The organism is Streptomyces spororaveus (assembly GCF_016755875.1).
Taxonomy (GTDB): domain Bacteria; phylum Actinomycetota; class Actinomycetes; order Streptomycetales; family Streptomycetaceae; genus Streptomyces; species Streptomyces spororaveus.
Genome location: NZ_BNED01000005.1, coordinates 3,090,350 through 3,104,496 on the forward strand (window position 1 = coordinate 3,090,350; position 14,147 = coordinate 3,104,496).

At 72.4% G+C, this 14,147-nt stretch carries 8 protein-coding genes; 5 read left to right on the top strand and 3 right to left on the bottom strand.

Annotated elements, in window-relative coordinates:
* Positions 1-105 precede the first annotated feature (105 nt).
* Positions 106-1,500 (bottom strand): glycosyltransferase family protein, encoded by a 1,395-nt coding sequence (locus Sspor_RS15975; protein ID WP_202199741.1) that lies wholly within the window; start codon positions 1,498-1,500, stop codon positions 106-108.
* Positions 1,501-1,536: 36 nt separating this feature from the next.
* Between Sspor_RS15975 and Sspor_RS15980 the strand changes: the two genes are divergently transcribed.
* On the top strand, positions 1,537-2,160 hold the full coding sequence (locus tag Sspor_RS15980) for a hypothetical protein (RefSeq protein WP_202199742.1): 624 nt from the start codon (positions 1,537-1,539) through the stop codon (positions 2,158-2,160).
* Here the strand turns inward: Sspor_RS15980 and Sspor_RS15985 are convergent.
* Positions 2,157-2,819, bottom strand: coding sequence for a TetR/AcrR family transcriptional regulator (locus Sspor_RS15985; protein WP_202199743.1), 663 nt, complete (start codon positions 2,817-2,819; stop codon positions 2,157-2,159). The two genes, Sspor_RS15980 and Sspor_RS15985, sit on opposite strands and share 4 nt — an antisense overlap.
* 126 nt (positions 2,820-2,945) lie before the next feature.
* Between Sspor_RS15985 and Sspor_RS15990 the strand changes: the two genes are divergently transcribed.
* The 4 genes from Sspor_RS15990 (at position 2,946) to Sspor_RS16005 (ending at position 10,920) form a co-directional block, all read left to right on the top strand.
* Positions 2,946-4,760 (top strand): glycoside hydrolase family 3 protein, encoded by a 1,815-nt coding sequence (locus tag Sspor_RS15990; protein ID WP_202199744.1) that lies wholly within the window; start codon positions 2,946-2,948, stop codon positions 4,758-4,760.
* 166 nt (positions 4,761-4,926) lie between these two features.
* Entirely contained in the window at positions 4,927-5,667 is a 741-nt protein-coding gene (locus Sspor_RS15995; protein WP_202199745.1) for a response regulator transcription factor, read from the top strand.
* The gene (locus tag Sspor_RS16000) at positions 5,664-6,749 is read left to right on the top strand and encodes a HAMP domain-containing sensor histidine kinase (protein ID WP_372499738.1); all 1,086 of its coding nucleotides are present in this window, start codon (positions 5,664-5,666) and stop codon (positions 6,747-6,749) included. The genes Sspor_RS15995 and Sspor_RS16000 overlap by 4 nt, the downstream gene beginning before the upstream one ends.
* Before the next feature lie 271 nt (positions 6,750-7,020).
* A complete protein-coding gene (locus Sspor_RS16005; protein WP_202199746.1) occupies positions 7,021-10,920 on the top strand; it encodes a multifunctional oxoglutarate decarboxylase/oxoglutarate dehydrogenase thiamine pyrophosphate-binding subunit/dihydrolipoyllysine-residue succinyltransferase subunit in 3,900 nt (1,299 codons plus the stop codon).
* Positions 10,921-11,104: 184 nt separating this feature from the next.
* Here the strand turns inward: Sspor_RS16005 and fxsT are convergent, their stop codons facing one another.
* Positions 11,105-14,128 (bottom strand): FxSxx-COOH system tetratricopeptide repeat protein, encoded by a 3,024-nt coding sequence (fxsT, locus tag Sspor_RS16010; RefSeq protein WP_202199747.1) that lies wholly within the window; start codon positions 14,126-14,128, stop codon positions 11,105-11,107.
* Positions 14,129-14,147: the final 19 nt, after the last annotated feature.

The window sequence follows — 14,147 nt, forward strand, 5'->3', positions numbered from 1 at the left end:
TCCGGCTGGACGACACGGGTCGCCCCATCCTCCGACGCGCCCCGCCCCGGTTCGCGGGGCGGGGGCCGGACCGGCCGGGGGCCGGACCGGCCCCCGGCGGCGGTGTCAGCCGCAGCCGCCCGGCCGGGCGTAGACCGCGACCCGGGCGCCGCGCACCCCGGTCATCGAGCACAGGTCGAAGCGGGCGGCCAGTTCCTCCCGCTTGACCACCTCCCGCGGGTACGGGTCCAGCGGCTGGCCGACCGGGTCCATCAGGGCGATCACCCGGGGCGAGGCCAGCAGGGCCGCGCGGATCCGGTCCGGGGGCAGCTCGGTGCCCTGGAGGCTGTGCGAGGCCGCCGGGGTGCGGTCCAGGGCCACGTCGCGCAGCTCCCCGTAGAGCTCGGGCGAGGACAGCAGCCACTCGCGCCTGCGCGCGGGCATGAACACCACCGCGTCCCCCGGCCGGGCCCGCTCCCGCACCGCGGCGGCCACCGCGAGCACGTCGTCCTTGCGGCTCTCCGGCGTACGCAGCCACACCGACCAGATGCCGAACGGCACCAGCAGCGCGGCCGCGAGCAGCCACGGCCACCCTCCGCGGGCCCGCGCGAGCCGCACTCCCGCCAGCAGGGCGAGCCCGGACAGCGCGTAGAGCACGTACCGGTCGACGTACCAGGGGTTGATCAGTGAGATCACCATCAGCACCCCGGGCGGCAGCAGGACGAGCGGGAGCGCCACCCGTACGAGGTCCCGCGGAGCGTCCCGGGCGAGCAGCAGGGCCGCGCCGCCGACCACCGCGTACGCCACCCAGTCCTGCCAGCTCGGCCGGCCGAGCCAGCCGAGCTGCTGCTCGGCCTGCCGGGCGCTCACCACGCCCAGCGGCAGCAGCAGCACCGCCACGACCGCGGCGCTCAGGCGCCAGCCGCGCGTGCGCCACGCGGTGAAGGCGTGGGCGAGCAGGGCCAGCGCGGCGAACTCGTGCAGCCAGCAGCCGAGCAGCAGTACCGCCGCGTAGGCCGGCCACCGCTCGCGCAGCATCAGGTACGTCGCCCACGCGACGGCGGCCGCGACCAGGGCGTACGAGCGGCCCTCCTGGGCGTACATCTGTACGGGGGGCAGTACCGCGTACACGCAGCCCGCGAGCAGCGCGGCCCGCTCCCCCGCGAGCCGGTGGGCGACCGCGGCCACCCCGGCGGCCGCGAGGGCGGTGGCGGCGACGGAGGGCAGCCGCAGCGCCCACAGGCCGCCGTCCCACGCCTGGAACACCCCGTGCATGAGCGCGTAGTGCAGGCCGTGGACGGCGTCGACCCGGCCCAGCAGCTCCCCGATCGCGCCGAGCGGCCGGTGGGCCACCTGCCAGGTGACGGACTCGTCGCGCCACATGCTGCCGCCGCGTTCGAGGCCCCACAGGCCGAGGACCGCGGCGAGCAGCGGCGGGAGCAGGCGCCAGGGGGCGATCCGGCTGATGGCGGCCTCCGCGTTCGGTCGGGACGGGTGTCGGAACGGGTGTGCGGACTCCATACTCGGGGTTGGACACGAGTCCCCGCGGAGGTGGGTGTGCGCGCGTTACGAGCGGTGGCGGTGGCGGTGCTGAGCGCGGCGGCCCTGGCGGGCTGCGGGCCCGCGGGCGCCGGGGGTGACGGCGACGCGGCCCCGAAGGGCTCCACGGCGCCGGGTACGAGCGCGAGCGCCGGTGCCGGCGCGCCGGCGGACCCGGGCACGGGTGCGACCACGAGCCCGACGGCCGCCCCGGTTACGAGCCCGGTGACGAGCCCGAGCGCGGGCACGGGCGGGAGTACGAGCCCCACGGCGGGCCGGGTCCCCGCCCCCGGCGAGACCCTGGTCCGGGTCACCCGGACCGGTGGCTTCGCCGGGCGGACCCACACCCTCGTCGTGAAGGGCGACGGCTCCTGGACGCAGCTGGACGGCGAGGCGCGGCCGAAGGGCACCGGAAAGCTGTCCGAGGCGGGGCTCACCGGCCTGCGCACCGCCCTCCGGGAGGCCGACTTCGCGCGGCTGCCCCGGATCGCGACGGGCGGCCCCACGATCTACGACGGGTACTCCTACGTCTTCGTGCACGACGGGCACGAGGTGTCCCGCGACCAGGGTTCCCTGCCGGCTTCCCTGACGAAGGTGCTGGACGCGCTGCCCCCGTTCACCGGCGGCCAGGACGCCCCCTAAGGAGTGCCGGTGGCCGCGATGTCGCGCAGCAGCCGGTCCAGGAATCCGCGCAGCCGGGCGGGCATGTCCACGTTGGCGGGCGCCAGTACCCACTGGATCTGCAGGCCGTCCATGACGGCGAGGATCTCCCGGCCGACGCCCTCGCAGTCGGTGTCCGGACGCAGTTCGCCGCGAGCGACGCCCGCCTCCAGCAGTTCGACGGTGTAGCCGAGCACCCGGGTGTAGCGCTGGGTGAAGTACGCGTGCGCCGGGTGGTCCGGGTTGCCGGACTCGCCGACGAGGGTGTTGAACATCCGGACGATGCCGGGCCGCCGCTCGTTGTCGGCGGCGAGGTCCACGACGGTGGCGAAGTGGGCGGCGACCGATTCGGCGGGCACGCTGAAGAGCCGCTCCACGTCGTGCCGTTCGCTCTGGGCGAGGACCGACAGCAGCAGGTCCTCCTTGCCCCGGAAGTGGTGCAGCAGTCCGCCCTGGGTGATCCCGCAGTCGGCGGCGATGCGGGCCAGCGAGGACGCGTTGAAGCCCCATTGCGCGAAGTGCTCGACGGCCGTGTCGAGGATCTTCTGCCGCCGGGCGTCGCCCACCGCGTAGGTGCCCCGGGCCGTGCCCTTCGACCCCTTCGCGACCTTCGCGCCCTTCCGCTCCGTGTCCTGTGCCATGCGGAACACCCTAGGCGCCCCGCCCGCGTGACCCAGCTCACATTTTGAAAACCTAGCAGGTGCATGGTTTTCGGCTCTACCTTGGCCGTGCCGATCCGCCCGGTCACGTGCTCCAGGAGCCCCGCCATGAACGCGACGCCCGACTACAAAGACGCTGCGCTGCCCGTCGGCCGCCGCGTGGAGGACCTGCTCTCCCGGATGACCCTGGAGGAGAAGGCCGGCCAGCTCTTCCACTCGATGCTGATGATGAATCCGGACGGCACGCCGGTCACCGAGACCGACGGCTCGATGCTCCCGTTCACCACGCCCGAGCTGATCGAGGACCGCTTCCTCACCCACTTCAACCTGCTCGGCACCTACGGGCCCCGCGAGATGGCCACGTGGCAGAACGCCGTCCAGGAGATGGCCGCGGCCACCCGCCTCGGCATCCCGGTCACCCTCTCCACGGACCCGCGCCACACCTTCACCGACAACATCGGCGCCTCCTTCAACTCCGGCGCCTTCTCCGCCTGGCCGGAGGCCCTGGGCCTGGCCGCCATCGGCGACCCGGAGCTGGTCTTCCGCTTCGCCGACACCGTCCGCCGCGAGTACCTCGCCGTCGGCTTCCGCGTCGCCCTGCACCCGCAGATCGACCTGGCCAGCGAACCCCGGTGGGCCCGCCAGTCCGGCACCTTCGGCTCCGACGCGCGGCTGACGGGCGAGCTCGTGGCGGCGTACGTGCGCGGCCTGCAGGGCCCGGCCCTCGGGCCCGGCTCGGTGTCCGCGATGGTCAAGCACTTCCCCGGCGGCGGCCCGCAGAAGGACGGCGAGGACCCGCACTTCGCGCACGGCAGGGAGCAGGTCTATCCGGGCGGCATGCGCGAGCACCACCTGGAGCCGTTCAGGGCCGCGATCGCCGCCGGGTGCGCGCAGATGATGCCGTACTACGGCCAGCCGGTCGGCACGGACTGGGAGGAGGTCGGCTTCGGCTTCAACAAGGGCGTGGTCACGGGCCTGCTCCGCGAGGAGCTCGGCTTCGAGGGCATCGTCTGCAGCGACTGGGGGCTGCTCAACGACGCGACGATCTTCGGGCAGGTCCATCCGGCGCGCGCCTGGGGCCTGGAGCACCTGAGCGTGGCCGAGCGGACGGCCCGCGCCCTGGAGGCCGGCTGCGACCAGTTCGGCGGCGAGCAGTGCCCCGAGGTCGTCGTGGAGCTGGTCCGCTCGGGCCGCGTCGCCGAGTCCCGGATCGACGGCTCGGTACGCCGCCTGCTGCGCGAGAAGTTCACGCTCGGCCTGTTCGAGGACCCGTACGTGGACCCGGACGCGGCGGCCGGGACGGTGGGCCGGGCCGACTTCACGGCCCTGGGGGCCGCGGCCCAGCGCCGCTCCCTGACCGTCCTCACCAACCACGGCGGCCTGCTCCCGCTGCCGGCGCGGCCGAAGCTGTACGTGCGCAACGTGGACGAGGCCGTCGCCGCCGCGTACGGCGAGGTCGTCGCCGACCCGGCCGGCGCGGATCTCGCCGTGCTGCGGCTGCGGACCCCGTACGAGCCGCGCGAGAACGTCTTCGAGTCGTACTTCCACTCGGGTTCGCTGGCCTTCCCCGAGCCCGAGCTGGCGGAGATCCTGGCCCTCCTGGACCGCGTACCGACCCTGGTCTGCATCAATCTGGAGCGGGCCGCCGTCATCCCGGAGATCGCCGAGCGCGCCGCGGCCCTGATCGCGGACTACGGGGCCGCCGACGCCGCCCTGCTGGACGTGGCCTTCGGCCGCGCCGCCCCCGGGGGCCGGCTCCCCTTCGAGCTCCCGCGCTCGATGGAGGCCGTGGAAGCCTCCCGTCCGGATGTGCCGAACGACACGTTCGACCCGGTCTTCCCGCACGGTCACGGACTGACCCTCCAGGTCCCCCCGGGCACCCCCCGGGCACCCCTCGGAGGCCATGAACGGCGGGGCACCTGACCGGTCCCGCCCGCCGGGTGCCGGTCCCGTGGGGGGGCCGGCACCCGGTACATCACATTCCGCTTACTGTGGTCCAGCACATATGCCATGTCCGAACCCCACGTAGCCGCAGGCCGACGCCTCCTCTACGCTGCACCCCATTCACGCGGGATCTTCAGGGGCGGACATGGAACAGACACACACCACCCATCAGAGCGCCGCGGCGACACCCGGCGCCCAGCGGCGTGTGCTGGTCGTCGAGGACGACCACACCATCGCCGAGGCCATCGCGGCCCGTCTGCGCGCCGAGGGCTTCCAGGTGCAGACCGCGGGCGACGGCCCCTCGGCCGTCGCGGCGGCCGAGAGCTGGCTGCCCGAGCTGCTGGTCCTCGACATCATGCTGCCCGGCTTCGACGGCCTGGAGGTCTGCCGCCGGGTCCAGGCCCAGCGGCCCGTTCCGGTCCTCATGCTCACCGCGCGGGACGACGAGACCGACCTGCTGGTCGGGCTCGGGGTCGGGGCGGACGACTACATGACCAAGCCCTTCTCGATGCGCGAGCTGGCCGCCCGGGTCCACGTACTGCTGCGGCGCGTGGAGCGGGCCACCATGGCCGCGCACACCCCGCGCGGGGCCACCCTGCGCCTGGGCGATCTGGAGATCGACCACGCGCAGCGCCGGGTCCGGGTGCAGACCGAGGACGTGCACCTGACCCCCACCGAGTTCGACCTGCTGGTGTGCCTGGCCGGCACCCCGCGGGCGGTGCTCTCCCGGGAGCAGCTGCTGGCCGAGGTGTGGGACTGGGCCGACGCGTCCGGGACCCGTACCGTCGACAGCCACATCAAGGCCCTGCGCCGCAAGATCGGCGCGGAGCGGATCCGTACGGTCCACGGCGTCGGGTACGCCCTGGAGACCCCGGCCCAGGCGTGAACGGCCCGCCGAACCGGCAGCGGCAGCGGCCCCCGGTGGGGCTGCGGCCCTTCTCGCCCTTCTCGATCAAGACCAAGCTGGGCACGCTGGTGGTGGTCTCGGTCTTCATCACGACGGGTCTGCTGCTGGTGGCCCTGCGTACCGACACCGAGCTGCGCTTCATCACGGTCTTCTCGGTGATCGCCTCGATGCTGATCACCCAGTTCGTGGCGCACAGCCTGACGTCGCCGCTGGACGAGATGACGAGGGTGGCCCGGGCGATATCCCACGGCGACTTCACCCGGCGGGTGCGCGGGGCGGGACGCCGCGACGAGCTGGGCGACCTGGCCGCCACCATCAATCTGATGGCGGACGACCTGGAGGCCGTGGACCGGCACCGCAAGGAGCTCGTCGCCAATGTCTCGCACGAGCTGCGCACGCCGATCGCGGCCCTGCGCGCGGTGCTGGAGAACGTGGTGGACGGGGTCTCGGCCGCCGATCCGGAGACCATGCGCACGATGCTGAAGCAGACCGAGCGGCTCGGCGGGCTCGTGGAGACCCTGCTGGACCTGTCCCGCGTGGACAACGGCGTGGTCCCGCTGCGCGCCCGCCGCTTCGAGGTGTGGCCGTACCTGTCGGGCGTGCTGAAGGAATCGCGGCTCGCGGCCGCCGGCCGGCCGGGGCTGCTCTCCGGTTCGGGCGGGCACGCCCGCAACGACGTGCACCTGCACCTGGACGTCTTCCCGCCCGAGCTGTGGGCGCACGCGGACGCCGAGCGCCTGCACCAGGTGGTGGCCAACCTGATCGACAACGCGGTGAAGCACAGCCCGCCGCACGGCCGGGTCACGGTCCGGGCCCGGACCGGCGACGCGCCCGGAAGTCTGGTGCTGGAGGTACGGGACGAGGGCCCCGGCATCCCGGAGGCCGAGCGCCACCGGGTCTTCGAGCGGTTCAACCGGGGCAGCGCCCGCGGCGGCGACGGGGGCACCGGACTGGGCCTGGCGATCGCCCGCTGGGCCGTGGAGCTGCACGGAGGGCGGATCGGAGTGGCCGAATCGTCACGCGGCTGCCGCATCCTCGTCACGCTTCCGGGCAGCTCATAGGTCGCGTGTTGACGTAGGGTTCGAGTGGGAAGGACATGATCTCGGCCACACGTACCCGGGGTCCGTCAGGGGTGCGAAGCCAAGGGGGCCGCAACCTCGGTGCCCCCTACCCGAACCAGGCTCGTTTCCCGCCATTCCACGTGCCGAAACCCGCCGTTCGATGTGACCTGCGCGACGTAAGTCCCGCCCGGCCTGCATGCAGCGCCCGAGGAGGCGTAGCCTTTATTCCCGCTGTCCATACCTTGTGAAGCGGAAGAGGGCGGTTGCCGCCGTGTCGCCACAGTCCCCCAGTAACTCGACCACCACGACCGAAGCAGCAGAGGGCGGGAAGAACCCTGCCTCAGGCTTCGGCGCGAATGAGTGGCTCGTCGACGAGATCTATCAGCAGTACCTCCAGGACCCGAACTCGGTCGACCGGGCCTGGTGGGACTTCTTCGCCGACTACAAGCCGGGTGGCGCTGTCGCTCCGGTGAAGTCGGACGGTCCCCAGAAGGCCGCGACGACGGACGGCGCCTCCGCACAGGCCGCCACCACCGTCACCGCCGCGCCGCAGGCCACCGACGCCGCCGCCACGGGGGCGGCGCGCGCCGCGGCCTCCCCGACTCCCGTCGCGAGCACCGGAGCGGCTGCCGCCGCGCCGAGTCCTGCGCCGGTGACCGCTCCTGCCCCTGCTCCTGCCACCCCCTCTGGTGCCCCTGCTGTGACTGTCACCTCCCAGGCCCCGGCCGCCGCACCGGCCGCGCCCGCCCCCTCCTCCGTAGCCCCGCAGAAGGCCGCGCCCGCCACCGAGGCCCCCGCGGGCCCCGAGCTGGTGACGCTCCGCGGCCCGGCGGCTGCCGTCGCGAAGAACATGAACGCCTCCCTCGACGTGCCGACGGCCACCTCCGTCCGCGCCGTCCCGGTGAAGCTGCTGTTCGACAACCGCATCGTCATCAACAACCACCTCAAGCGCGCCCGGGGCGGGAAGATCTCCTTCACGCACCTGATCGGCTACGCGATGGTGCAGGCGATCAAGGCCATGCCGGCCATGAACTACTCCTTCGCGGAGAAGGACGGCAAGCCGACCCTGGTCAAGCCGGAGCACATCAACTTCGGTCTCGCGATCGACCTGGTGAAGCCCAACGGCGACCGTCAGCTCGTCGTCGCCGGCATCAAGAAGGCCGAGACCCTCAACTTCTTCGAGTTCTGGCAGGCCTACGAGGACATCGTCCGCCGCGCCCGTGTCGGCAAGCTGACGATGGACGACTTCACCGGCGTCACCGTCTCGCTGACCAACCCCGGCGGCCTGGGCACCGTGCACTCCGTGCCCCGCCTGATGCCCGGACAGTCGGTCATCATGGGCGTCGGCTCCATGGACTACCCCGCCGAGTTCCAGGGCACCTCGCAGGACACCCTGAACAAGCTGGGCATCTCCAAGGTCATGACCCTGACCTCGACCTACGACCACCGGGTCATCCAGGGTGCGGCCTCCGGCGAGTTCCTGCGCATCGTCGCGAACCTGCTGCTCGGCGAGGAGGGCTTCTACGACGCCGTCTTCGAGTCGCTGCGCATCCCGTACGAGCCGGTCCGCTGGAACCGCGACATCGACGCCTCGCACGACGACGACGTCACGAAGGCCGCCCGCGTCTTCGAGCTGATCCACTCCTACCGGGTCCGCGGCCACGTCATGGCCGACACCGACCCGCTGGAGTACAAGCAGCGCAAGCACCCCGACCTCGACATCACCGAGCACGGCCTCACCCTGTGGGACCTGGAGCGCGAGTTCGCGGTCGGCGGCTTCTCCGGCAAGTCGATGATGAAGCTCCGCGACATCCTCGGCGTGCTGCGCGACTCGTACTGCCGCACCACCGGCGTCGAGTTCATGCACATCCAGGACCCGAAGCAGCGCCGCTGGATCCAGGACCGCATCGAGCGCCCGCACTCCAAGCCGGAGCGCGAGGAGCAGCTGCGCATCCTGCGCCGCCTGAACGCGGCGGAGGCCTTCGAGACCTTCCTGCAGACGAAGTACGTCGGCCAGAAGCGCTTCTCCCTGGAGGGCGGCGAGTCCGTCATCCCGCTGCTCGACGCCGTCATCGACTCGGCCGCCGAGGCCCGCCTCGAAGAGGTCGTCATCGGCATGGCCCACCGCGGCCGCCTGAACGTCCTGGCGAACATCGTCGGCAAGTCGTACGCGCAGATCTTCCGCGAGTTCGAGGGCAACCTCGACCCGAAGTCCATGCACGGCTCCGGCGACGTCAAGTACCACCTGGGCGCCGAGGGCACCTTCACGGGCCTGGACGGCGAGCAGATCAAGGTCTCGCTCGTCGCGAACCCCTCGCACCTGGAGGCCGTCGACCCGGTCCTGGAGGGTGTCGCCCGCGCCAAGCAGGACGTCATCAACAAGGGCGGCACGGACTTCACGGTCCTGCCCCTCGCGCTCCACGGCGACGCGGCCTTCGCGGGCCAGGGCGTCGTCGCCGAGACCCTGAACATGTCGCAGCTGCGCGGCTACCGCACCGGCGGCACCGTGCACGTGGTCATCAACAACCAGGTCGGCTTCACCGCCGCCCCGGAGTCCTCGCGTTCCTCGATGTACGCGACCGACGTGGCCCGCATGATCGAGGCGCCGATCTTCCACGTGAACGGTGACGACCCGGAGGCCGTGGTCCGCGTCGCGCGGCTCGCCTTCGAGTTCCGCCAGGCGTTCAACAAGGACGTGGTCATCGACCTCATCTGCTACCGCCGCCGCGGCCACAACGAGTCGGACAACCCGGCCTTCACGCAGCCGCTGATGTACGACCTGATCGACAAGAAGCGCTCGGTGCGCAAGCTGTACACCGAGTCCCTCATCGGTCGCGGCGACATCACGCTGGAAGAGGCCGAGCAGGCGCTGCAGGACTTCCAGGGCCAGCTGGAGAAGGTCTTCGCGGAGGTCCGCGAGGCCGCCACGCAGCCCGCGGTCGCCGCGCCGGCCGCTCCGGCCACGTCCGCCGTCTTCCCGGTCGCCGTGAACACCGCGATCTCCCAGGACGTCGTCAAGCGGATCGCCGAGTCCCAGGTCACCATCCCCGAGGGCGTCACCGTCCACCCGCGTCTGCTGCCGCAGCTGCAGCGCCGCGCGGCGATGATCGACGAGGGCACCATCGACTGGGGCATGGGCGAGACCCTCGCCTTCGGCTCGCTGCTGATGGAGGGCACCCCGGTCCGGCTGTCCGGCCAGGACTCGCGCCGCGGCACCTTCGGCCAGCGCCACGCGGTCCTCATCGACCGGGAGACGGGCGAGGACTACACCCCGCTCCTCTACCTGTCGGAGGACCAGGCCCGCTACAACGTCTACGACTCGCTGCTCTCCGAGTACGCGGCCATGGGCTTCGAGTACGGCTACTCGCTGGCCCGCCCGGACGCGCTGGTCCTCTGGGAGGCCCAGTTCGGTGACTTCGTCAACGGCGCGCAGACCGTCGTCGACGAGTTCATCTCCTCGGCCGAGCAGAAGTGGGGCCAGACCTCCGGCGTCACGCTGCTCCTCCCGCACGGCTACGAGGGCCAGGGCCCGGACCACTCGTCCGCCCGCCCGGAGCGCTTCCTCCAGATGTGCGCGCAGGACAACATGACGGTGGCCATGCCCACCCTGCCGTCGAACTACTTCCACCTGCTGCGCTGGCAGGTCCACAACCCGCACCACAAGCCGCTCATCGTCTTCACCCCGAAGTCGATGCTGCGTCTGAAGGCGGCGGCGTCGAAGGCGGAGGAGTTCACCACCGGTTCGTTCCGTCCGGTCATCGGTGACAGCACGGTGGACGCGAACGCGGTCCGCAAGGTCGTCTTCTGCGCCGGCAAGGTCTACTACGACCTGGAGGCCGAGCGCGAGAAGCGCGGCATCACGGACACCGCGATCATCCGCATCGAGCGGCTGTACCCGCTGGCGGGCGCGGAACTCCAGGCGGAGATCGCCAAGTTCCCGAACGCGGCGAAGTACATCTGGGCCCAGGAGGAGCCGGCGAACCAGGGTGCGTGGCCGTTCATCGCGCTGAACCTGATCGACCACCTCGACCTGGCGGTCGGCGCGGACGTCCCGGCAGGCGAGCGCCTGCGGCGCATCTCGCGCCCGCACGGCTCGTCCCCGGCGGTCGGCTCCGCGAAGCGCCACCAGGCGGAGCAGCAGCTCCTGCTGAACGAGGTCTTCGAGGCGTAACCCTCGCAGCACCCGGAAGGCCCGGCCCCCCCCCCCACGGGGGCCGGGCCTTCCGGCGTAGCGGGCCGCCCCCGCGCGGGCCGATCCGCCCGGCCCGATGCGGGCCGGGGGCGGGTGGGCGGCCGTCGGCCGCGAGCGGTGGGGCCGAGGGGGTGAAGGCCCCGCACGCGTGGTCCCGTACCCCCTACGGCTGCGGCTCGAAGTCCCAGTACGGCCTCGTCTGCTGCTTCGCCGAGACCGTGTGGACGTGTTGCGGGCCCAGGGTGCGGGTGAGGCCCTTGATGCCGGCGTCCTCGTGTTTCGCCGCCTCCTCGTGCTCCCGTACCGACCGGAGGTCCGCCGCCAGGGCGATCTGGGCGCTCAGGGACATCGGGTGGTCCGGGCCGAGCACCTGCTCGGCGGTGCGCAGCGTCTCCCGGCTCAGGTCCAGCGCGTCCTCCAGGCGCCCGGTGATGTTGCGGTGCCCGGTGGCGTTCAGGGCGCAGCCCAGCGTCCAGGGGTGCCGGTCGCCGAGCGCGCCGCGCATGCCGACCAGCGCCTGTTCCGCGAGGGAGAGCGCCGCCGCGCGTTCGCCCTGCGCCCGCAGGACGAGGCCGAGGTTGCCGACCGTGCCGATGCTGTACGGGTGGGCGAGGCCGAGCTGGGACTGGTAGCCGCGGACCACGTCCTCGGAGATGCGGCGGGCCTCGCCGATGTCCCCGTACTCCCTGAGGTAGGTGGCGTAGTCGGAGGCGACCATCAGGGTCCAGGGGTAGTCGACGCCGAAGACCCTGGTGGCCCGCTCCCACACGGTCCGCAGCCGCAGGCCGGCTCCGGGGATGTCGCCGGAACGGCGCAGGCACATGCCGAGGTTGTGCTCGGCGCGCAGGGTCTGCGGGTGTTCCAGGCCCAGCACCTGGGTGTTGATCTTCACGCCCTGTTCCTGCCGGGTCTGGGCCTCGTGGTAGCGGCCCATCAGCCGCAGTCCCATGGCGCAGGCGATCCCGGAGGACAGCGTGGAGATGTGATGGGTCCGCAGGACCCGTTCGCGGCGGCGCAGGGTGTCCAGGTCGAGGTCGTAGGCGTCCTGGTAGCGGCCGAGGAGGCGGTAGGTGGCGGCCAGGTTGTTCTGGGCGGCGAGGGTGGTGGAGTCGTCCTCGCCGAGCAGTTCGCGGTAGGTGGCCAGGCAGTGCTCGAAGATCTCGCGGGCCGGTTCGAAGCGGGCGATGCACAGCAGGACCCCGCCGTACGAGCTGGTGGCGCGCAGGGTCTCCAGGTCGCGGTCGCCGCGTTCCCTGGTGAGCTGGGCGGCGCGGGCGCGGGTGAGGGTCTCGGCGCGCCGGAACAGGCCGAGGTTGCGCAGGGCTCCGCCGTACTGGTAGCTGAGTTCGCGGACCTTGGGGTGGTCCTCGCCGAGCAGGGCCCGCCAGATGAGGTCGGTCTCCTCGGAGAGCCGCAGGCAGGTGCGGTACTCGCCGGCGAGGATCAGGTAGCGCAGGCAGTGCAGCAGGAAGTTCTGGATGCGCGGGTTGCTGCTGGTGAGGACCCCTGAGGTGGCCAGGTGCGGGATGAGCTCGGCGTACCGGGGCCACAGGCGGGAGTCGGAGGGCCGTCCGGGGTCGGCGGCGGCGAGGACCTGGCGTACGGCGCGTGCCAGCGGTTCGGCCTCCTCCTCGGAGAGGTTCTCGCGGACGATGCCGTGGACCATGCGGTGCAGTTGTACGGTCTCCAGTCCGCCGCCGCCCTCTTCCACGGCCAGGTCGGAGTACTCCAGCCGGACGACGGAGAACTGGACGAGTTTGTTGAGGGCGGCGTTCCACCGGATCTGGTCGTTGATCAGCCCGGCGAGCTGTTCGGGCACGTCGTCGGCGGGGAATTCGCGCAGCAGGCGCAGCGGCACCGGGCCGGGGGCGAAGAAGACGAACAGCCGCAGCAGGGCGAGGGCGTCGGGGAAGTTCTCCCGGACGTTGTTGAGCAGTATGGCGAGGGCGGTGGGGAAGGGCAGCGGGTAGTCCTCGGAGACGGCGACGGCCTCGCGGGAGTCCATCCGGTGCTGGAGCAGGACGAGGTAGTCGCCCACCGGCAGCGGGGAGTCGGCGAGCCAGCCGGCGGTCTGGTCGAGGGCGAGCGGGTAGTCCTCCAGGGCCTCCGCGAGCTGGTCGGCCTCGTCGGCGGTCAGGCGCAGGGCCCGGCGGCGGATGAAGGTGATCGACTCGGGGCGGGCGTAGAGCGGGACCTCGACGAGGCTGGTGTGGCGGGCGGCCCACTCCCGGTTGCGCGAGGTGATGATCACGTCGCCGGCGCCGGAGGGCAGCAGGTCGATCAGGTCGTCGGGGTTGTCGCAGCCGTCGAAGACCATCAGCCAGCGGCCGTACGGGTTTCCGCGCCGCAGCGCTTCGAGGACGGCCCGGATCTGCTCGCCGTAGCTGCCCGCGCCGCGCGGCAGCCCGAGCGCGGGGGCCAGGTCGGCGAGGCGTTCGCGCAGGGTGGGCCGGTCCTCGGCGGGGACCCACCACACGACGTCGTACTCGGAGGCGAAACGGTAGGCGTACTCGGTGGCGACCTGGGTCTTGCCGACGCCGGAGAGCCCGAGGAGGGTGACGGTGGACGCGCCGGGCGGGGCCTCGACCAGTGCCTGGCGCAGGGTGCCGATGACGTCGTTGCGGCCGGTGAAGCGCGGGTTGCGGCGCGGGACGCGGCCCCAGATCTCCGGCGGGTCGTTGGGGAAGCGGGGGCCGCGGCGGCCGCTGTCGGTGCCGATCCGGTCGGTGGGCAGCTCCAGGCGGCGCAGCACGCGGTACTCGGCCTCGTACGCGTCCAGGCCCCACAGGTCGGTCTTCTCCAGTACGGCGACGGCGCTGGGCAGCGGGGCGTCGGTGAGGCAGACCGCGGCGAACCGGTCGGGGTGGCGGTCGGTGACGGCGCGCAGGGCGGTGTTCCACTGCTCGTCGGTGTGGGTGCCGGCGGAGAAGTAGCGTTCGCTGAGGACGAGGAGGACCCGGCTGCCGGAGCGGGCCAGGTCGTCGAGCGCCTGGTCGATGCCGGGGCTGTTCTGGGGGTCCCAGCGCTGGAGGGCGACGCGGTGGCCGTGCTCCTCCAGGCGGTGCGCGATCCACACCGCCCAGGGGCGGTTGAATCCCGCGAAGCTGATGACGAATCGCTGCGGCTGGGGCGGCTGGGGCGGCTGTTGCGCCGCCGGTTCACGGTCCTGGCGACTACCGGTGGTCATCGGGCCGTCTCCCTGGAAT

Coding starts and splice junctions, on each gene's coding strand:
- Sspor_RS15975 (WP_202199741.1), bottom strand. CDS start 1,500: ATGGAGTCCGCACACCCGTTCCGACACCCGTCCCGACCGAACGCGGAG.
- Sspor_RS15985 (WP_202199743.1), bottom strand. CDS start 2,819: ATGGCACAGGACACGGAGCGGAAGGGCGCGAAGGTCGCGAAGGGGTCG.
- Sspor_RS15990 (WP_202199744.1), top strand. CDS start 2,946: ATGAACGCGACGCCCGACTACAAAGACGCTGCGCTGCCCGTCGGCCGC.
- Sspor_RS15995 (WP_202199745.1), top strand. CDS start 4,927: ATGGAACAGACACACACCACCCATCAGAGCGCCGCGGCGACACCCGGC.
- fxsT (WP_202199747.1), bottom strand. CDS start 14,128: ATGACCACCGGTAGTCGCCAGGACCGTGAACCGGCGGCGCAACAGCCG.